Source organism: Nitrospira lenta, from assembly GCF_900403705.1.
GTDB lineage: Bacteria > Nitrospirota > Nitrospiria > Nitrospirales > Nitrospiraceae > Nitrospira_D > Nitrospira_D lenta.
Map to the genome: position 1 here is coordinate 169,563 of NZ_OUNR01000017.1, position 18,132 is coordinate 187,694.

Annotated in this window: 19 protein-coding genes; 5 read left to right on the top strand and 14 right to left on the bottom strand. The window is 58.1% G+C overall.

Features of this window, described 5'->3' with window-relative positions:
- Positions 1-81 precede the first annotated feature (81 nt).
- The 6 genes from NITLEN_RS12530 to NITLEN_RS12555 form a co-directional block, all read right to left on the bottom strand.
- Complete coding sequence (locus NITLEN_RS12530; RefSeq protein WP_121989956.1) at positions 82-642, bottom strand: YqgE/AlgH family protein; 561 nt, start codon at positions 640-642, stop codon at positions 82-84.
- A gap of 86 nt (positions 643-728) precedes the next feature.
- On the bottom strand, positions 729-1,520 hold the full coding sequence (locus NITLEN_RS12535) for a nitrilase-related carbon-nitrogen hydrolase (protein ID WP_121989957.1): 792 nt from the start codon (positions 1,518-1,520) through the stop codon (positions 729-731).
- Positions 1,521-1,626: 106 nt separating this feature from the next.
- Positions 1,627-1,974 carry a small metal-binding protein SmbP gene (gene smbP, locus NITLEN_RS12540; protein WP_219999446.1) on the bottom strand — a complete coding sequence of 116 codons (348 nt, stop codon included), beginning with the start codon at positions 1,972-1,974 and terminating at the stop codon, positions 1,627-1,629.
- 93 nt (positions 1,975-2,067) lie between these two features.
- Positions 2,068-2,946, bottom strand: a complete 879-nt coding sequence (locus NITLEN_RS12545) for a sulfurtransferase (protein ID WP_121989958.1) — start codon at positions 2,944-2,946, stop codon at positions 2,068-2,070.
- A 23-nt stretch (positions 2,947-2,969) separates the two neighbouring features.
- Positions 2,970-4,259: a multiheme c-type cytochrome gene (locus NITLEN_RS12550; protein ID WP_121989959.1), complete on the bottom strand. Its 1,290-nt coding sequence runs from the start codon at positions 4,257-4,259 to the stop codon at positions 2,970-2,972.
- On the bottom strand, positions 4,256-5,200 hold the full coding sequence (locus NITLEN_RS12555; RefSeq protein ID WP_121989960.1) for a histone deacetylase family protein: 945 nt from the start codon (positions 5,198-5,200) through the stop codon (positions 4,256-4,258). Before NITLEN_RS12555 ends, NITLEN_RS12550 begins: the two co-directional genes overlap by 4 nt.
- Before the next feature lie 265 nt (positions 5,201-5,465).
- Here NITLEN_RS12555 and NITLEN_RS12560 point away from each other — a divergent pair, with 265 nt between their 5' ends.
- Positions 5,466-5,783 carry a tetratricopeptide repeat protein gene (locus NITLEN_RS12560; protein WP_181416844.1) on the top strand — a complete coding sequence of 106 codons (318 nt, stop codon included), beginning with the start codon at positions 5,466-5,468 and terminating at the stop codon, positions 5,781-5,783.
- 4 nt (positions 5,784-5,787) lie between these two features.
- Here NITLEN_RS12560 and NITLEN_RS12565 read toward each other — a convergent pair whose 3' ends face one another.
- Together NITLEN_RS12565 and NITLEN_RS12570 are read right to left on the bottom strand one after the other, a co-directional pair.
- Complete coding sequence (locus tag NITLEN_RS12565; RefSeq protein WP_121989962.1) at positions 5,788-6,633, bottom strand: hypothetical protein; 846 nt, start codon at positions 6,631-6,633, stop codon at positions 5,788-5,790.
- A gap of 3 nt (positions 6,634-6,636) precedes the next feature.
- On the bottom strand, positions 6,637-6,966 hold the full coding sequence (locus NITLEN_RS12570; RefSeq protein ID WP_121989963.1) for a hypothetical protein: 330 nt from the start codon (positions 6,964-6,966) through the stop codon (positions 6,637-6,639).
- Positions 6,967-7,117: 151 nt separating this feature from the next.
- On the opposite strand from NITLEN_RS12570, the gene NITLEN_RS12575 reads away from it, so the two are divergent.
- Entirely contained in the window at positions 7,118-8,932 is a 1,815-nt protein-coding gene (locus NITLEN_RS12575; protein ID WP_121989964.1) for a M3 family oligoendopeptidase, read from the top strand.
- Positions 8,933-9,063: 131 nt separating this feature from the next.
- Positions 9,064-9,270, top strand: coding sequence for a (2Fe-2S)-binding protein (locus NITLEN_RS18900; protein WP_181416845.1), 207 nt, complete (start codon positions 9,064-9,066; stop codon positions 9,268-9,270).
- A gap of 128 nt (positions 9,271-9,398) precedes the next feature.
- On the opposite strand, the gene NITLEN_RS12585 is transcribed toward NITLEN_RS18900, so the two are convergent.
- Together NITLEN_RS12585 and NITLEN_RS12590 are read right to left on the bottom strand one after the other, a co-directional pair.
- Positions 9,399-10,085, bottom strand: a complete 687-nt coding sequence (locus NITLEN_RS12585; protein WP_121989966.1) for a flavodoxin family protein — start codon at positions 10,083-10,085, stop codon at positions 9,399-9,401.
- On the bottom strand, positions 10,082-10,267 hold the full coding sequence (locus tag NITLEN_RS12590; protein ID WP_121989967.1) for a hypothetical protein: 186 nt from the start codon (positions 10,265-10,267) through the stop codon (positions 10,082-10,084). Before NITLEN_RS12590 ends, NITLEN_RS12585 begins: the two co-directional genes overlap by 4 nt.
- Positions 10,268-10,416: 149 nt before the next feature.
- On the opposite strand from NITLEN_RS12590, the gene NITLEN_RS12595 reads away from it, so the two are divergent.
- The gene (locus tag NITLEN_RS12595) at positions 10,417-10,890 is read left to right on the top strand and encodes a DUF192 domain-containing protein (RefSeq protein WP_121989968.1); all 474 of its coding nucleotides are present in this window, start codon (positions 10,417-10,419) and stop codon (positions 10,888-10,890) included.
- Positions 10,891-10,910: 20 nt separating this feature from the next.
- Here the strand turns inward: NITLEN_RS12595 and NITLEN_RS12600 are convergent, their stop codons facing one another.
- The 4 genes from NITLEN_RS12600 to NITLEN_RS12615 form a co-directional block, all read right to left on the bottom strand.
- A complete protein-coding gene (locus NITLEN_RS12600) occupies positions 10,911-13,088 on the bottom strand; it encodes a RelA/SpoT family protein (protein ID WP_121989969.1) in 2,178 nt (725 codons plus the stop codon).
- A gap of 7 nt (positions 13,089-13,095) precedes the next feature.
- A complete protein-coding gene (recJ, locus tag NITLEN_RS12605; protein WP_121989970.1) occupies positions 13,096-14,793 on the bottom strand; it encodes a single-stranded-DNA-specific exonuclease RecJ in 1,698 nt (565 codons plus the stop codon).
- 202 nt (positions 14,794-14,995) lie between these two features.
- Entirely contained in the window at positions 14,996-15,193 is a 198-nt protein-coding gene (locus tag NITLEN_RS12610) for a ubiquitin-like protein Pup (RefSeq protein ID WP_121989971.1), read from the bottom strand.
- 199 nt (positions 15,194-15,392) lie between these two features.
- Positions 15,393-17,447 (bottom strand): sodium-translocating pyrophosphatase, encoded by a 2,055-nt coding sequence (locus tag NITLEN_RS12615; protein WP_121989972.1) that lies wholly within the window; start codon positions 17,445-17,447, stop codon positions 15,393-15,395.
- 276 nt (positions 17,448-17,723) lie between these two features.
- Between NITLEN_RS12615 and NITLEN_RS12620 the strand changes: the two genes are divergently transcribed.
- Positions 17,724-17,978, top strand: coding sequence for a hypothetical protein (locus NITLEN_RS12620; protein ID WP_121989973.1), 255 nt, complete (start codon positions 17,724-17,726; stop codon positions 17,976-17,978).
- Positions 17,979-18,132 lie beyond the last annotated feature (154 nt).

Consider the following 18,132-nt stretch of genomic DNA (forward strand, 5'->3'; position numbering starts at 1 on the left):
GCCTAACACTGCCGCCGACGGGCTTCAATGGAGCCGTGGCGCGATCGCAAAGTGGGAAAGATCAACACGTGAATAGGGCGATCAATTGCAGGAAGGGTCGAACGGCATATCCGCGTAGTGTTTGTAGGTATCGCCCAGGGTCAGCAGAATCTCCTGCCACACCTGAGCCGGATCTTGTTCAAACACGATTTTTGAATCGGCGGGCAAGGTAATCCACGAACCGGTTTTCATCTCCGATTCCAGCTGACCGGGCCCCCAGCCCGAGTAGCCGAGATAGGCGCGGAAGGAATCTTTCGTCGTCGGCCCAGTGAGAATCCGTTCGACCACGCCCATGTCTCCGCCGAGACACACGCCGTCGAACACGTGGTGAGAATTCTCCGGCAACTGGTCGACCCGGTACAGCAGCATGACATGATTCGTCTGCACCGGCCCCCCGGCATAGAGCACGTGGCTCGCCCCTTCGATGATGGGCACCTGCGGGAGCGCTTCTGAGATAGACATAGCCGTCGGCCGGTTGACGACTACACCGAGCGCGCCTTCGTCGCCATGTTCACAGAGCAGCACCACCGTCTGCCGAAAATTCGGATCGCGCAGTTGGGGCGTCGCCACGAGGAAAATGCCCTTGCCGAGTTCCAGGTCCATAGAAAGATCCTACCGTGCTCACTCGCGCGGCGCAAGCCTGCGCTGAGAACGGCCGCTGAACGACAACCCGCGTTCACGGGGAGACACTACTTGTGATAGAGCGAGGGTCGGCGATCGCCGAGCAGATCGTTGTAGCGGGTGAGCGTCTTGTTCCGTGCTTCGGTCGGATCGATATCGACCACAGCCAGCTCTTCACGGTCGCGCGGCGCCCGTTGCAGAATGACGCCGCGGGAACTGACGACTTCGCTGTTGCCGATGAACGTGAGGGCATCTTTGCCGCCGCGCGCTTCGGTCCCAATACGATTGCACGTGACTGCAAAGACGCGATTCTCCAGACACCGCACCGGCATGGAGTCCGGACAATTCGGCAAGACCAAATTCGAAGGATGGCAGATAATGTCCGCCCCCATGAGGGCCAGGGTCCGCGCGGATTCCGGAAAGTACCAATCGAAACAGATCATGACACCGATCTTGGCCGCGCCGATATCCCAGACCTGAAAGCCGGTGTCACCGGGAGCGAAGCAGAGCGTCTCTTCAAAAAATAGGTGGCTCTTTCGATAACAGCCGAGAAATCCGGACGGCCCGACGACCACCGCCGAGTTGTAACAGTGTGATCCCGCCCGCTCAGGCAAGCCCGCTACAATATGCATCCGACGGCGCTTAGCGACATCCACCAGCATCTTCGTCGTCGCTCCGTCCGGCACCGGTTCAGAGAGTCGCAGCGCCTCCTCGGCCGACACAAACTGATAGCCCGACGCGCAGAGTTCCGGCAGCACCATGAGATCGGCCTCGGTCTGCTCCAGCATGGCGCGAATCGCGTCCAGGTTCTTGGCGACGGCACCAAACTCCGGCTCATACTGGTAATACCCGATTCGCACGGCGCGTCCTCCGCCTCAAGCAAGAACGGACAGGGTTGTGGTCCCCTGCCCGCTCCAAACACTCTGGTTGTCGGCTGACCGCCGACCCCGGTACGCTGAAAACGAATTACTTCACTTCCGACAAATGCGTCACGGCGCCTTCGGCATGCTGCGTGGCCACATCGGCGTGACCGGCCTTCCCGTGCTCGACGGCTTCCTTCAGATGCTTGACGCCTTCGTCCAAATGAGGATTCTTGATACCGGCCGCTTCCGCATGGTGGAGGGCACCTTCGGCATGCTTCACCAATGCATCGGCATGGCCCTGCTTGCCATGAGCTGCGGCTTCTTTCGCATGCTCAACGGCCTCGGCTACATGCTTATTATCCGCCAACGCCAACCCGGTCATGACCGGACCGGCCACCATCGCACTCACTGCCGCCAATACCAACATTCCGCGGCGAATAGACCTTGTCATTCTGACCTCCCCCTGGTTTAGATTAGGATTACGCAGATCAGTTCAAAAAATTATGCGCTCGTGAATTCACCTTACACAGCGCTTTTTTGACTGTCAAGAAGGTCGCGCCGACTCGTTGAACCCCAGAATTTTCTGCAACCCCTGGATGTCTTTTTCAACCGGACAGGCAAAGTCCCGGCTCCATTCCCACCAGGATCCCGGATAATTGCGGACCTGCTGATAGCCCACGAGCTTCAGCACAAAATAGAGCCAGGCCGATCGAACGCCGCCGGTGCAGTAACAGACGATCTCCTGGGAATCCTGTATACCCTTATCCTGCAACGCATCTTTGATGGTGACGAAATCCTTCACCGTCGCGTCCTTGTTGAGAAACGTGTTCCACGCGACATGCACTGCGGACGGAATGTGTCCGGGTCGCGGAATCCCCGACACTTCCTTCCCGAGAAACTCTTCCAGACTGCGCGCATCCAACACAGCCGTCTGCGGGTGCGCCTGCCGAACAATGAGCTTGAGTTCATCCTTCGTAATGGCCACGGCTTTTACTGGCTTGGCTTTAAAGGTCCCCGGCTTGGGTGTTTCACGGCCATGCCCAAAGGGGCGTTTCTCCGCCGTCCATTTAACCCAGCCTCCGTCGAGCACCTTCAAGTTCTGATGCCCGAGATATTCCAGCATCCAAAACATGCGCCCTTCATCGCCCCAGTTGTCGAAGGGGTTAGAGTAGATGACCACTTCGCTGTCGTTGCTGATCCCTAAGGCCGAGAGCTGCCGCTCAATCTGAGCCAGATCGGGATTCAGGAGCCCTTTCGGAATCGCATTCGGATCGCTGTACTCGTGCCAGGTCGAATGCACGGCACCGGGAATGTGACCGCCGAACTCATAGGCCGATTTCCCCCGGACATCGATAATCACCAACCCGGGCTGTCCGAGCCGTTCCTGCAACGTATCCGTATCCATCAATAAAGGGTGTGTCATGTGGTTCCTTTGTTCCTATCGAATCAGCTCGCAGCCTGCACCTTGCAACTCGTTCCTTCTTGCAGACGGCTGAGCGCGGTCTGCCGGCGATTTTCCTGTTCCATGACCGCCGCAAGTTTTTCAGAAAGAGGAAACTCCCGTTCATAGATCACGAACCGATAGGGGTCGTTCCCCGTCAGTCCGTACTTCGTCCGCAGCATCTCGTGCTGCTTGTCCGTGAGAATGTGGTACTGCACCCGTGCCTTGAGAATCAAGCCCTCTGATTTGGGGGGGAGACGATAGGCAAAACTATACTCCCGGCTCGCCAGAGGCAGGAGGCGGTTGTCGTACAGTTCGAGAATGGCCGGTTGCCACAGAATCCAGCGACCCATCGTCGATTTCTGCTGATCCAACACGTTCTTCTGCGCGTCCTCGACGGAGAACTCGATGGTAAAGTACCGGTCTGGGTCGCCGGTCGGAATCTTGTGCCCCGCACCGGCATTGATCAGGTTGAGCGTAAAGGAGATTTCGTCGCCCGGTTTGGGCTGCGGGGTATCCGTCTTGACCTCGATGGCCACCGCCCGTTGAATCATGTCCGGATCATGCCCGCCCCGCCACAAATGCCGGCGGCCATGGCGGATGGGGCTGTCTGGCGCCACCGGGCGAGTCACCTCAGGCATGTGGCAACTCTGGCAGATGAAGCCCCGCTCCTGCATAAAGAACTTGCCTTCATATTCGGCATACGTCCCGCAAGGGCCCACATTGTAGAACTGGGCAGGGCCTGAGACGACATTGTGACAGCGCTGACAGACCTGGGTCGTCCGGAAGTTCGGGTCGAACTTCGTGGGATGCGGCGCGGCCGAATCTTCGAAGGGGCCATAGATCACCCCGTCGCGCACATGGCAGGCGGCGCAGGTGACCGATTCCTTTTGATAGGCGGGATCATAGTGCGGATTGGGCTCCTGCACCGCCTTCTCCACTCGACCGCGCGGAATGTCCTTCACCAAGGTCGGCTGTTGATTTTCCAACGGCGTGTGGCAATTCAGGCAAACCCAGATGTTCTTATCCTTCTTCCAGTAAGCCTGAAAAAACGGATCTTCATAGGCATGGGCATGAATGCTAGTCTTCCACTCGTCATAGATCTCGCGATGGCACTGGCCGCATGACTCAGCACTCAGACTCGTCAGACCCTCCGGCACTTTCTGAAAGGGAATCGCGTGCGCATACTCATCGCGCAGACCGAAAATCACGACCGGCTTGATCTCGGTGTAATAGACGTAGATCGCGGCGGCCAGCACGACCACGCCCAACCCTATTTTCACCAGCCTGGTCATACGGCTAACAACCCGCGCACATGGGCGTCGACGGAAGCCGCCAAGGCGGTAAGATTGTATCCGCCTTCAAGGGACGAAAGGATGCGCCCCTGCGCGTGACGTGTGGCAATGCCGGCGACGATGCCGGTCAACTCCGCGTAGCCCGCCTCGGTCAATCCCATGCCGGCGAGTGGATCATCTTTGTGTGCATCGAATCCAGCGGAGATAATCACCAGCTCAGGCTTGAACTGCTCTGCCGCCGGTACGAGCACCTTGTGGAAGATGGCCCGATACTCGTCGTCACCTGCTCCTGCTTCCATCGGCACATTGATCGTGTAGCCGTCCCCTGCGCCACGGCCCCGCTCCGACTCGCGGCCGGTACCGGGATAGTGCGGGAATTGATGCGTGCTGAAAAAGAGGACCGACGGATCGGCTTCAAAACTGTGCTGCGTGCCGTTGCCGTGATGCACGTCCCAATCGACAATCAAGACACGGGAAAGACCATGTTTCTTCTGGGCATAGCGTGCGGCGATCGCAACATTGTTCAACAGACAAAATCCCATCGCGCGATTAGCTTCGGCATGGTGTCCCGGAGGCCGTACCGCGCACATGACCTGATCGACCTGCTTCGCCATCATCGCATCCACGCCAGCCAGCACCCCTCCCGCTGCCAGATAGGCGGCGGTGAGCGAACCGGGAGACATGGAGGTATCGGGATCGAGCGAGACACGACCGTTCGCAGGCGCATGCTGCTTCAGCGAGGCAAGATAGGCCTCCGTGTGCACCAGAGAGATCCACTCATCCTCGGCCATGCGTGGCTCAATCCGGATCAGCTGCGCCATCGTCCCGCTCTGCTCCAGCTGCTGCATGATCGCGCGCAGCCGGTTCGGCGACTCGGGATGGCCCAGCCCCATGTCGTGTTCGAGATACCGCGGATCGTAGACGAGTCCGGTCTTGCCCATGCGAAAAGCCGTCAGCCGTTAGAGGTACAACGTGAAAGGCATCACCCTGCTGTATCAAATCAGATTAGCATGCAGGAATCGGCATAGACAACGAGCGAACATGCGTGCTACGGTCGATGATCAATTACGCAGGCTGATCAAAAAGCCCGTCCAGCAAGGCCGCAACGAGCGAAGAGGCGAATCGTACTTTTTCCGTACGTTGAGCCTCTGAGCGATGCGAGAACGCCGCTGGCGGGCTTTTTCACCAGCCTGCCTGGAGGACGACATGCCCAATCCCAGAATCGAACCGCTGAAGAGAGTGCTCGCGATTGAACCGACCGACGAGGTGGCCTGGTTCGGTCTCGGGAAAGCCTATATGGAAGATGGCAACTTTGAGGAAGCGGCTAAGGCCCTGCAGCAATGCGTCACGGTGAAGCCCACCTATTCTGCCGCCTACTACGCCCTCGCACAATCTCTGCACAAGCTCGGCCGGATCGACGAATGTCGCGCGGTGTCGAGCACCGGCATCGATGTCTCGACGAAAAACGGCGATGCCATGGTGACGAAGAATCTGGAGATGTTGAAGAGTTCGCTTCCCAACTGATCGCTTAGAGCACCTGCCGAAAGGTCTCTTGCTGTAACGCTGTCAGCGGTGACTGTACCCCGGGGTTCTGCACGAACATCCGGACACGCGGATAGCCTCGTTGCCGCTTCGGCCGTTCAACAAGATCGACGTTGGCCAGTCTCGTCCCTGCCTTCGACGGCAATGGCTCCACATCCCACAGGGCAATCATCACGGCACTGAGCTGCCGCAATGTCGTGAGAAGCACCGTGACCGAACCGGCCAGCGCCTTGAGGTCGAGCCAGATTTCTTCATGCCGGCTCGTCTTGTCTCCCAACAGGTCCGCACGCGGGACGGAGATACAGAGCACCACCGGATCGCAGTAGTCGGCCAACTGCTTCGCCTTCTGCCGGATGCGCGCGAGAATGCGATGGATCAGGATGACGCCACGATCCTCTTCGTCGCCCTGCACATCGATCTCAGCCAGACCACGAACCGGCAGCTGCCGGCGTTCTGCGGATCCCACCATGGCGGTCGCTTCGACAAAGAACCGCTCCCGACCCAGATAACATTCCAGATCGGCGGTTCGCGCTTGCGACTCCGGCAGAAAATTCACTCGGGCGCCGACACGAATCAGCTGAGTAGCCAATTCAAGCTCGGCCAGCGCGGACTCTCTGACACCGAAATCATAGTGGGTCAGACGAGGGACGAGGCGGCCTAAACGCAGATGACTGGCTTCGTCGCCGCAGTGCTGCTGAACCGTCGAACAGCGCTCCTCAAGATCGCGTGACAACCCCTGCTCTTCCCGCTTCCAGGCAGGCAGCGGGGCCTGACGACCTTCCCGAAGATGAGTGACTAGCTTGAATGTTTTTCGAGATCGAAACCGCGCCATGACTCACACCGCTTCCGTCCCCTCATCATCGTTGGAAGCCAGCCCCAACGCTTCCGGCTGACGCTTCGCCACTTCTTCATACACCTCATCCAACCACCGGCTGGCACAGCCGAGCACTTCGCGGACCAACGGCTCAGGTTGCCCTGTGCGCTTAATGGCCCATTGCGTCACATATTCCAGTAACGTCGCCCGTTCAAATCGCCGCGACGACTGCGACCCGATGGCCGACAATTCACCCAAACCAGTGTTGATGATGTCCGCCACAACCTCTCGCGCATACGAGGTGCTGGCCGTCACATATTGGATTGCCCGATTGAGTTCTTGATCAGTCATGTTCAATTCCTTTGCTAGGCGATTTTCACATCCCGTCGGACCGCTGTCAACGCGGCCGTGACCATATCGCTTCGCGCTTTTTCTCCGTGCTTCGCCGGTCTCAATGGTATGATCTCTGCTCATTCACCCTTGCTTCACGAAGGAGAAGACGATGGTCGGCAGATCCTCTACTAAAACCGCTTCCTCATCGCGCCAATCCAAACCCAAGACGTTTTCCGATACATGGGACCTCACCCATCTCGTCAAGAATCCAACGCGTCAACTGAATGCGCTCCTGGCCGAGTTGGACGCGAACGTGGTACAGATCGAAGCCGCTCGGCCGGGTCTGTCGCCGACAATGTCCAGCCAGGATCTGCTCGCGTTACTCAGATGCAGCGAGGCCGTCGCGCAAGGCTCATCAAGATTAGGCGCCTTTGCCTATCTCTGGTTTTCAGAAAACACCAAAGACGACGCGGCCCGCTCGTTCAAGACTCAGGTCGAGGAACGGCTGACCGCCCTCAGTAACCGTCTGCTGTTCTTTGAACTCTGGTGGCAAAGCGTCGACGACACGAATGCGGCCCGTCTCATGGCCGATGCCGGCGACCTGCGGTATCACCTGGAAACCATCCGGCGATTCAAGCCGCACACGTTGTCGGAACCTGAAGAAAAAATCGTCAATCTGAAAAATGTGACGGGGTCTAGCGCGATTCATACACTCTACGACATCGTGACCAACGGATTTACGTTCACGCTGACGGTCGGCGGAAAAAAGAAGACGATGAACCGCGAAGGACTGATGGCGTATGTCCGCAGCCAGAAAGCCTCCGTGCGGCAGGCCGCCTATCAAGAACTCTACCGGGTGTTTTCAGGCCAGCGAGACCTGCTCGGCGAAATCTACAAGACGCTTGTGAACGACTGGAAGTCGGAAAACCTCGGACTCCGCCACTTCGACTCTCCGATTGCGACGCGCAACCTCAGTAACGATGTGCCCGATCAGGCGGTCGATGTATTGCTCTCAGCTTGCGCCAAGAACGCCGACATCTTTCAGACCTATTTCAAACTCAAAGCAAAGATCTGCAAAATCACGCCGATGAGCCGCTATCACCTCTATACGCCCCACCGCACGGAGGCCAAGAAGTACAAGTATGTGGACGCGGCAAAGATGGTGCTGGAGGCCTATCGCGGCTTTTCTCCTCGCCTGGCCGATCTGGCAGAGCAGGTCTTCACGGACCGGCACATTGACGGCCCGACCCGTTCAGGCAAGCTCGGCGGCGCCTACTGCTACAGCGTCGTCCCCGGCATGACACCCTATGTCATGCTGAACTATACCGGCGAAGCCCGCGACATCGCCACCATGGCCCATGAGCTGGGACACGCCGTCCATGGAATGATGGCCAAGGATCACTCCGTCTTTACCTTCCACTCGACCCTTCCCCTCGCAGAGACCGCCTCGGTCTTCGGCGAACGAATTCTCTCCGATGCGCTGATGTCTCAGGAGCGCAACAAAGCCGTTCGCCAGGGACTGCTGATCGGCCAGCTCGACGATATCTATGCCACGGTCTTGCGCCAGGCCTATTTCGTCCGTTTTGAAAAACTTGCGCACCAGATGGTGGGAGACGGCGCGACGGGTGACCAGCTGGCGAAAGCCTATCTGAGCGAACTCCGCCAGCAGTTCGGCAAGGCCGTCAAGGTCCCCGATGAGTTTCAGTGGGAATGGCTCAGTATCCCCCACATCTTCGCCAGCCCGTTCTATTGCTATGCCTACAGCTTCGGCAATCTGCTCGTGCTGGCTTTGTACCGCATGTACAAGGACCAGGGTGCGGCTTTCGTCCCAAAGTACCTGGAGCTCCTGGAGACCGGCGGGTCTGAAGCTCCCCAGGATATTTTGGCCAAAGTGGGCGTCGATATGACGGCGGAAGCCTTCTGGCAATCAGGATTCGACACGATCCGCGAAATGGTCGTCCAATTGGAATCGACCATTTCCTGACAAAGTCCTGATAAAGCGGCGACTTCGAGATAGCCAAACACCCTACTTCTGGCTTATCGAAAGAGACTTGACAGAATCCCCGCATGCCATTACACTGAGAATGGTTATCATAATCGTTCATGGAGGTTCCCATGTACGTGTGCCTCTGCAACGGGATTACTGAATCGGACGTTCGTGAAGCTGGCCGGGCCGGCCACGTGACTCCCTGCGCCCTTAAAGCCAAGTTCAAGCTCAAGGAAAACGGCTGCTGCGGACGTTGCGCAAAGAATATTGGTGAGCTCGTCGAGATTGCGACTCAAGCATCAGCGACCTCCTGCCCCCGCGCAACAGACCGGTAACCCTCTTCTCAATATCAACTCACCGCACGCCACACCCCTTCACGGAAGCGCGACAGGCGGTCAATATCACCTTCCGTCCCCCGCTGCGTGCCCAGCTATTTAGAAAACTTCAGATTGTCGAAAAAGATTCAGCGGGTAGGAGCTGAGTGGATGAACGCGGCAACTTCGGCAACCCGTTGGCCCAAGGCTCTGGCGTCGGCCAGCTCTTTGTTGTCGATGCCGGGACTATCGCCTTCAGTGGTCGCAGAAGCGCCGAATGCGCCGCCGCCGCTCACGACGATCATTTGATTCCCGAGCATCGCCGCCAGAATGGTCAGCATCGTCACCTCTTTGCCGCTCGAGATCTGTCCCCCCGTGGCAAAGGCTGCCCCGACCTTATTTTTCATTTTAAAGTCAGGAAAGACTCCGAACTTGAACTGCCAATTATCGAGGAAGGTCTTCACTTCCCCCGACATGTTGGACCAGTAGACCGGTGAACCGACGACGACCGCATCGGATGAAAATAAATCGTCTGCCGTGACCTGCCCGACTCGTTTCATCACGACCACGGTGCCCGGAACGCTCTTCGCGCCGTCGACCACCGCCTCGGCCATCCGTTCAGTATTCCCGGAGAGAGAATGGTAGGCGACCAGAACTTTAACGGAGAGGTGAGCAGACTCATCCGCAGAGACAGGACTGGCCCCGAGAATGGCGATGAAAAGAAGAAGACAGAAGGCTAGAGCGGTAGGCAAGAAAGGAATGGGGAGTGCGGTGGGCACAGGACCTGTGGGTTGACCATGGTCCTCATGCCCGACAAGAGGTGGAAACCGGATCACCGCCGAAACGTTTCCTCTTCCATCCGCTCTTCAACGGACACATCCGTGAGGGCTCCACGATACTCGCAACGATGGCAGCGCACACGCCAGGCTTCGATCCATTTCTCCTGGACATACGACTGGCGGCAGCTCGGGCACACAAACACACCCTTCACGTAATGAACCTTGCGAACTTCCTTCATACGGACCTCCTGACTGAGATGGCCGAGGATCGCACAGGTCTCCTCGGGATTGCAAGGCGGCCAACCTCGCTCACACAACACCATTGCTCCACGCCATCGCGCGATGGCGATATCTTGACTGCCACCATGCCGGCCAGTACCATGCCTCCATGTTCATTCGCGCGATCCTAATGGCATTCATGGTGCTCGGCTTGGTCGGCCCGTCCAGCGGAGACGCCACGTCTCCTCCCGGAAACCAAGCTGCACGGCTGATTCCCGTGAAGACCCCTTCAGGAACCGTCATTCAAGCTGAAATCGCCGATACCCCACAGAAACGCGCCGCCGGATTGATGTACCGCGATCACCTCAAAAAAGACCATGGCATGATGTTCTTCTTCGACCAGGCCCAGGAATGGACCTTCTGGATGAAAAACACCCTGATCGCACTTGATCTGATTTGGATGGATGAAAAAAAGCGCGTGATCCACATTGAACGGAACGTGCCGATTTGCACCAGAACAGATGATTCCTGCCCCCAATACCGCCCGAATGACGGGGCGATGTACGTGCTGGAGATTGCCGCCGGAACCGTGGATGGATTGAAGATCGAGAAGGGAACGAAACTGCAGTTTGCGAATCCGTAAGACCTGCCGGCCAGCCGCCGCTATCTCTCCTGCCACGCCCGAATACGCCGCGCAGAGATCACCCCATCGACCCGTTCAATCGCCTTGAGCACATGATTGATGTGCTTCGTATCGCTGACCTCGACCACAAAATCTAACACCGCCTTCCGGTCTTCGCGCGTCGCAATTTCCGCCCGGCTGATGTTCGCCTGACACTCCGCAATCGCGGAAGACACCTTCGCCAACACTCCGGTCTTATCGACGGTGATCACCGAGACCTTCACGGGATGCAACCCCGGCGTCGCCGTGTCCCACTCCACCTCAACCAGCCGTTCCCGGTCGTAGTCCAGCGCTTCCAGGTTGGGACAATCCACCGAGTGAATCGTCAATCCGCGCCCGCGGGTAATGTAGCCGAGAATCCTGTCTCCCGGCACCGGATTGCAACAGCGGGACAGCTGCATCAAGAGATCGCGCGCGCCTTTGACCTGCACGCCTTTGTCGTCTGATTTACCAACCGGAGTCTTCGGCGTCGTAACCGGCTCCGCGACCGGCACGGCAGTTCCCGGCGACGGTGTCACCAGCTTCGCGATGACCTCAGCCGTTGCCAGGTGACCAAACCCTATCGCCGCCATCAGCTCGTCGAGCGTGTCGTGTCCGAGCTGACGCGCGACCTCCAGCAGTTGCTCCGACCGTAACATCTGGGCCGGCGCGAATGCGTGGCGCCGCAGCTCCGACTCCAACAGCCGCCGCCCGATGTCGATGCTGCGCGTTTGCTCTTCGGCTTTGACCCAATGCTTGATTTTCGTTTTGGCGCGCGAGGTCCGGACGAACTTGAGCCAATCTTTATGCGGCGTCTGATTCGGCGACGTCAGAATTTCGACCGTGTCCCCGCTCGTCACTTGATGCTTTAAGGGCACAATCTTGCCGTTGACCTTGGCCCCAACACAATGATCGCCAACCTCCGTATGAATGGCATAGGCGAAATCGACCGGAGTGGATCCCTTGGGCAGTTCCTTCACGATCCCCTTGGGGGTAAACACATAGACCACGTCATGAAACAATTCGAGCTTGACGGAATCCATGAATTGCCGATTGTCCGGCAAATCGGTATGCCACTCGACGAACTGCCGCAACCAGCCGAACGCCTTGCTGTCCTTCTCCGCGACGGTATCCTGTTCTTTATATTTCCAGTGCGCCGCAATCCCATATTCAGCCACGCGGTGCATCTCGTCGGTCCGAATTTGGAATTCGACGTGCTCGCCCTTCGGTCCGACCACCGTCGTGTGGAGGGACTGATAGAGGTTGGATTTGGGGATCGCGATGTAGTCCTTAAAACGTCCGGGGAGAGGCCGCCAGAGCGAATGGATCACCCCGAGCAGAGCATAACAATTCATCTTCGTATCGGTGATGATCCGCAAAGCGGTGAGATCGTAGACTTCCTCGAAGGAAATACCCTGCTTATTCATCTTCTGGTAAATGCCATACAAGTGCTTCGGGCGGCCGTACACCACCCCCTGCAACCCGACGTCGGCTAGCGCCTTTTCGACCAGATCGCGCACTTCCTGAATGTACTGCTCCCGATCTTCATCGCGCTTGGCGACGCGCACCCGCAGGAGTTCATACACATCCGGCTTGAGATGCTTGAGGCACAAGTCCTCCAGCTCATTCTTCACCCACCCGATCCCGATCCGGTTCGCAAGCGGGGCATAAATCTCCAGCGTCTCCTGGGCAATTTCCACGCGCTTCGCCTCGCTCAAATGTTCGAGCGTCCGCATATTGTGAAGGCGATCCGCCAGCTTGATGATGACGACGCGGATATCGTCCGCCATCGACAGCACCATCTTGCGAAAATTCTCCGCCTGCTTCTCTTCATAGCTCCGGAACGTGATCTTGCCGATCTTGGTCACTCCATCGACCAGATGGACCACCTCTTTCCCGAACTCGCGCTCCAGCTCGGCCGGCGTCGCCACCGTATCTTCCAAGGTATCGTGCAACAGTCCCGCCACGACCGCCGCCACATCCGTTTTGAGCAGGGTCAACACACCAGCCACCGCGACGGGATGCTGCACGTAGGGCTCGCCAGACCGGCGCGTTTGCCCCTCATGCGCTTTCGCTGAAAAATCGTAGGCCTTACGTACCAGGCTGAGATCGGCATCCGGCTGATAGCTCCGCACGCGATCGAGCAGTTGATCAATATCCGTGACGGTTTCGTAGACCATCGACGCGTTACTCCCTAGCCGTCGCGCGCATATCCCGAATGCGCAATTGAATGCGATCGTGTCCGTTCCAGTGATTGATCTCCGGCGTGAAGGCCAGATCCACCGGCTGGTTGAGCGTCAGGCCCTGCTCTGACAACGACTTCATGCCGAACCCGATACTGTCGAATGGCAGCGACCGCCCCTGCCGAACCGTCATCTTCAAATGTTTCTCGCCGACGACGCGCGCCTCCATGATCGCTAATCCCTTCACGGCAAACATCGGTTCGGGGTTGCCGGCTCCGAAGGGATGCAGCGAGCCGATTTCCTGAATGAGGCGCATGTTCACGTCAGTCAGCGAGACTTCGGAATCGAGATGCAGGGTAGGAACCACATTTCCCGCCAAAGACCAGGCTCCCGCCACCGCCGCGAACCGTGCTCGGAACTCCGGCAATTGCGACTCGTGAATCGTCATACCCGCTGCACTGGGGTGCCCACCGAATGCCACCAGCAGATCCTTACACGACGCCAAGGCCTGATAGAGGTCGAACCCTGGAATGGTCCTGGCCGATCCTTTGCCGACGCCCTGCTCATTGATGGCCAGCACAATCGCCGGACGATGATATCGCTCCATCAACCGCGCCGCCACAATGCCCACCACGCCCAAATGCCACCCACGGGAGGCCAGCACAATCGCCGGCGGCGCCTCGCTACCGTCAAGCATCGCGACGGCCTCTCGCATGATCTCCGCTTCAAGATCCTGCCGGCGACGATTGAGCTGTTCAAGCTCCTGTGCGAGTTGCATGGCCTCCGATTCGGACTCGGTCGTCAGCAACTGCACGCCTTTGATTGCATGATCCAACCGCCCTGCCGCGTTCAACCGAGGGCCGAGCTTGAACCCCACCGTCTCCGAGGTGCACTCCCGCGTCACTCCGGCAACCTGTTTCAACGCCCGAATCCCGCAGCGAGCCCCGCGCGACAGGTGCCGCAAGCCTTCCTGCACCAACCCTCGATTCTCATCCTGCAACGGCACCACATCGGCAATCGTCGACAAGGCCACCAGATCCAGCAACGAGTCGAGTGCGACCGTTCCCTGGCCATAGCGCTGCCGATAGGCATCGGCCACCTTATAGGCTAACCCGCCTGAGCAGAGCCCACGGAACGGATAGCGCGCCTCCCGCCGGTGCGGATTCATGACTGCCAATGCCGGCGGCATCTGCTCATCTGTCTGATGGTGGTCTGTCACGATGACATTCATGCCCAGTTGATTGGCCACCGCAATTTCATGGTGCGAAGTCGTCCCGCAATCCGACGTGACCAGCAGCTTCACCCCTTCGGCAGCCAGCGCCCGCACCGCCCCTTCATTCAAACCATATCCTTCACGAACCCGATGGGGCACATAGGCTTGCGCGTTCGCCCCGAGCCCGCGGAAAAACGAATAATAAATGCTCGTGGCTGACATCCCGTCAACGTCATAGTCGCCATAGAAACAGACCCGCTCACCATGCTGCACGGCATAGCGTAATCGATCGATAGCGGCTTCAATGTCGGGAATTAGAAAGGGATCATGCGCGCGGAGCGGAGTCATCCAGGCGGTGGCTTCATCAGGCGTGGTGACCCCGCGCGCCAACAATAAGCCTGCGGTCGCAGGCGAGATCGACAGGGCCTGCGCCAGAGTCGCCCGCCGGCCGGGATCAATATCACGAAACACCCAGAGCTTAGACGTCATCCATGCCTCGGTACGGGCTACAAGCGAATAGGGGCAACGGGTCGGATACCGCGGATGGTAAATGCTCACCACCCCTTTGTCAAACCATGCAAAAACGGTCGCGACAGAGAAGATCGGAGGCGGATCAAGTTCCGGACGGAGGGGACAATGAGGCCAGCGGAGAGAGAGACATGAAGAAGGGGGAACACGAACCGGTCGTTCGCTATTCCCCCCCCTTTTGCACGTAGTTCTTAACGAACTCTTCAGCGTTCTTTTCGAGGACCTCGTCGATCTCATCGACGAGCTTGTCGATATCTTCGGTGAGCTTTTTCCCGGTCTCAACGACCTTCGGATTCGCCTTCACCTCATCTTTCGATTGAGGCTCGCGTTTTGGCTCCTGTTTGCGCTCTTGTTTTTCCATCCGAGCACCTCCCGTCGTTCTGGGAAACCCTCGTGGATCAGCGCGGCGCGTGATCCCCTTCGATCACCTTACCGTAGGGTTATTTCAGCCGTCAAGCCGAACGCACAAGCGTGACAAACGAGACACGCGCGACGTGACAGGATGAACCATCCGCCCACCCTCACATTTCCCGCAGACTTCCCCTGTCCTGCCCGCCTCGCTATTTCACAATGAGAGACACAATGAGCAAGGCCACAATATTGATGACTTTGATCATCGGATTGATCGCTGGACCAGCCGTGTCCTTATAGGGATCGCCGACCGTATCGCCGGTCACTGCGGCTTTGTGCGTATCGCTTCCTTTCAGGCCCTGCTCTTCAATGTACTTTTTGGCATTGTCCCAAGCCCCGCCGCCGCTCGTCATCGAAATCGCCACGAACAAACCGGTGACAATACTGCCGACGAGCATGCCGCCCAACGCTTGCGGACCAAGAATCACACCGACAAGAATCGGAGAAATCACGGGGATAAGGCCCGGCACCATCATCTTTTTGATCGCCGCTTGCGTCACGATATCGACACACGTTCCATATTCCGGTTTGCCGGTTCCCTCCATGATTCCTTTGATCGTCCGAAACTGGCGCCGCACTTCTTCCACCACGAGACCGGCCGCCTCTCCTACCGCTTTCATGCAGAGGGCGCCAAAAATAAACGGCAGCATTCCGCCTAAGAAGAGTCCGACTAGAACAGAGGGATTGGAAAGATCGAACGTGCTCGCTCCGGCCCCCTTGGCGACCTCACGCGCATATTCGGCAAACAATACCACCGCCGCGAGGCCAGCCGATCCGATCGCGTAGCCCTTCGTGACCGCTTTGGTCGTATTCCCGACCGCGTCCAATGGATCGGTGATGTCCCGCACTTCCTTCCCAAGATGGGCCATCTCCGCAATCCCGCCGGCATTGTCTGTGATCGGGCCGAATGCATCGATCGCCACCACGATTCCGGCCATCGACAGCATCGATACCGCCGCCACGGCCACGCCGTACAAACCGCCCGAAGCCGCACCGCCGCAAATCGAGTAGCTCGTCAGAATCGCCGCTCCGATCACCACGACCGGCCAGGCCGTCGCCTCCATCCCCACCGCCAGTCCGGCGATGATGTTCGTCGCATGGCCCGTCTCACTCGCCTTGGCAATAGCCTTCACCGGCGCATAGCTCTTGGACGTGTAGTAATCGGTGATAAATACCAGCGCCAGCGTCACCGCCAAGCCGATCAACGCCGCCAGGTAGTAACTCATCCCACTCACGCCACCCACACCGGCCATGATCGTGTTCGTCACGGGATAGAATGCGACAGCAGCAATGCCGCCAGCCACAAACAAACCCTTGTATAGCGCCGGCATAATCTCACCGCCGGGGCTCACCTTCACGAAGAGAATCCCAATGATCGTCGCAAAGATCGTCACGCCGCCGAGAGCGAGCGGATAAAGAATCGGCGCGCTGTTCCCATTGAATAAGGTGAACGCCAAAACCATCGCCGCCACCGTCGTCACCGCGTAGGTCTCAAACAGGTCCGCGGCCATACCCGCGCAATCACCGACATTGTCACCCACGTTGTCTGCGATGACCGCCGGATTCCGCGGATCGTCTTCCGGAATACCCGCTTCGACTTTTCCAACGAGATCCGCTCCCACGTCCGCCGCTTTGGTGTAGATCCCGCCGCCGACTCGCGCAAAGACTGAAATCAGACTGCCGCCGAATCCAAGACTCAGCAACGCATGAATCGCCTTCTCCTGTCCTGCCATTTGCGTGGCCACTGTGTAGAAAAGAGTAATGGCCAGCAAGCCCAAACCGATCAGCAACAGCCCGGTCACTGCGCCGCCGCGAAATGCGACCGTCAGTGCTGCATTCATCCCCTTGTGGGCAGCCTGGGCTGTCCGGACATTCGCCCGCACCGCGATAATCATCCCCACATAACCGGCCAGCGATGACGCGCCGGCGCCGATCAGAAATCCAATTGCCGTCAACAAACCAAATTTATCGGACACCGCCCCCGCGCCCCACAACAGGACGAAGAGCACTGCGGCAACAACGCCGACGGTTCGGTATTGACGATTCAGATACGCACTCGCGCCCTCTTGAATCGCCTTGGCGATTTCTTGCATTTTGGGATTACCGGCGTCGAGCTTGAACACCCACATCGCCAGATAGAGGCCATAGGCAATGCCGGTGACGGCTGCGAGGAGTGCGAAGGAAATGATGGCTGAGTCGCTCACGGGTTACCCTCCTAGTGGTTAAACGACCGTTGAATGTCGCTCAATTCCCCGTGGCTTCAACCCATCCGAAGGACACTTCAAGAAGAAGTCCGCAGGGTGGTGCAGGTGCCGCTATGGTGCTAACTAGCCGAAAAACTTGGCTAGTCTATACAGATGGCCGAAAGGGATCAAGGCGAAAGATGGAGAAATAGCAAGAAGAACAACCTGCTGAGAGTCTCCCCGGCGGTTTGCGGATCAAAAAGAGACTTGTTATAGTCCGCACTGGTGGAGGGCTGTATGGGATTTGAACCGAACTATATCGTGATCGACGGACAGACATTCAGCAAGGTCAAGCTCGCGCTGGACAACCATGTCTACAAGAACTGCCAGATCGACGATTGCGATCTCTACTACAGCGGCGGACAATACGAACTGCTCGATACCCACGTAACCAACTCACGCCTGGTCCTCAACCACCCCGCCAAGGGCATCTACAATTCTCTGCAAATCTTCAAGATGAAGTCGCCGAGCTCCACGATCATCTTTGAGTAACATCCATCCTATCTCGACAAACGTCGTCGGCTCTCGCAGCACCGAACATTATTGCCTTCTACTAAGCCGACGCCACGGCAAGAGCACCGTTCCAGCCTGACTCCTTGACAGAGCGTACGACATCACGTACCGTCACTACATCAGAAGGCCATCG

What these genes read in the sequence shown, in the direction of transcription:
- NITLEN_RS12530 (WP_121989956.1), bottom strand. Translation starts at nt 642, where the DNA reads ATGGACCTGGAACTCGGCAAGGGCATTTTCCTCGTGGCGACGCCCCAA.
- smbP (WP_219999446.1), bottom strand. Translation starts at nt 1,974, where the DNA reads ATGACAAGGTCTATTCGCCGCGGAATGTTGGTATTGGCGGCAGTGAGT.
- NITLEN_RS12545 (WP_121989958.1), bottom strand. Translation starts at nt 2,946, where the DNA reads ATGACACACCCTTTATTGATGGATACGGATACGTTGCAGGAACGGCTC.
- NITLEN_RS12550 (WP_121989959.1), bottom strand. Translation starts at nt 4,259, where the DNA reads ATGACCAGGCTGGTGAAAATAGGGTTGGGCGTGGTCGTGCTGGCCGCC.
- NITLEN_RS12555 (WP_121989960.1), bottom strand. Translation starts at nt 5,200, where the DNA reads ATGGGCAAGACCGGACTCGTCTACGATCCGCGGTATCTCGAACACGAC.
- NITLEN_RS12560 (WP_181416844.1), top strand. Translation starts at nt 5,466, where the DNA reads ATGCCCAATCCCAGAATCGAACCGCTGAAGAGAGTGCTCGCGATTGAA.
- NITLEN_RS12565 (WP_121989962.1), bottom strand. Translation starts at nt 6,633, where the DNA reads ATGGCGCGGTTTCGATCTCGAAAAACATTCAAGCTAGTCACTCATCTT.
- NITLEN_RS12570 (WP_121989963.1), bottom strand. Translation starts at nt 6,966, where the DNA reads ATGACTGATCAAGAACTCAATCGGGCAATCCAATATGTGACGGCCAGC.
- NITLEN_RS12575 (WP_121989964.1), top strand. Translation starts at nt 7,118, where the DNA reads ATGGTCGGCAGATCCTCTACTAAAACCGCTTCCTCATCGCGCCAATCC.
- NITLEN_RS18900 (WP_181416845.1), top strand. Translation starts at nt 9,064, where the DNA reads ATGTACGTGTGCCTCTGCAACGGGATTACTGAATCGGACGTTCGTGAA.
- NITLEN_RS12590 (WP_121989967.1), bottom strand. Translation starts at nt 10,267, where the DNA reads ATGAAGGAAGTTCGCAAGGTTCATTACGTGAAGGGTGTGTTTGTGTGC.
- NITLEN_RS12595 (WP_121989968.1), top strand. Translation starts at nt 10,417, where the DNA reads ATGTTCATTCGCGCGATCCTAATGGCATTCATGGTGCTCGGCTTGGTC.
- NITLEN_RS12600 (WP_121989969.1), bottom strand. Translation starts at nt 13,088, where the DNA reads ATGGTCTACGAAACCGTCACGGATATTGATCAACTGCTCGATCGCGTG.
- recJ (WP_121989970.1), bottom strand. Translation starts at nt 14,793, where the DNA reads ATGACGTCTAAGCTCTGGGTGTTTCGTGATATTGATCCCGGCCGGCGG.
- NITLEN_RS12610 (WP_121989971.1), bottom strand. Translation starts at nt 15,193, where the DNA reads ATGGAAAAACAAGAGCGCAAACAGGAGCCAAAACGCGAGCCTCAATCG.
- NITLEN_RS12620 (WP_121989973.1), top strand. Translation starts at nt 17,724, where the DNA reads ATGGGATTTGAACCGAACTATATCGTGATCGACGGACAGACATTCAGC.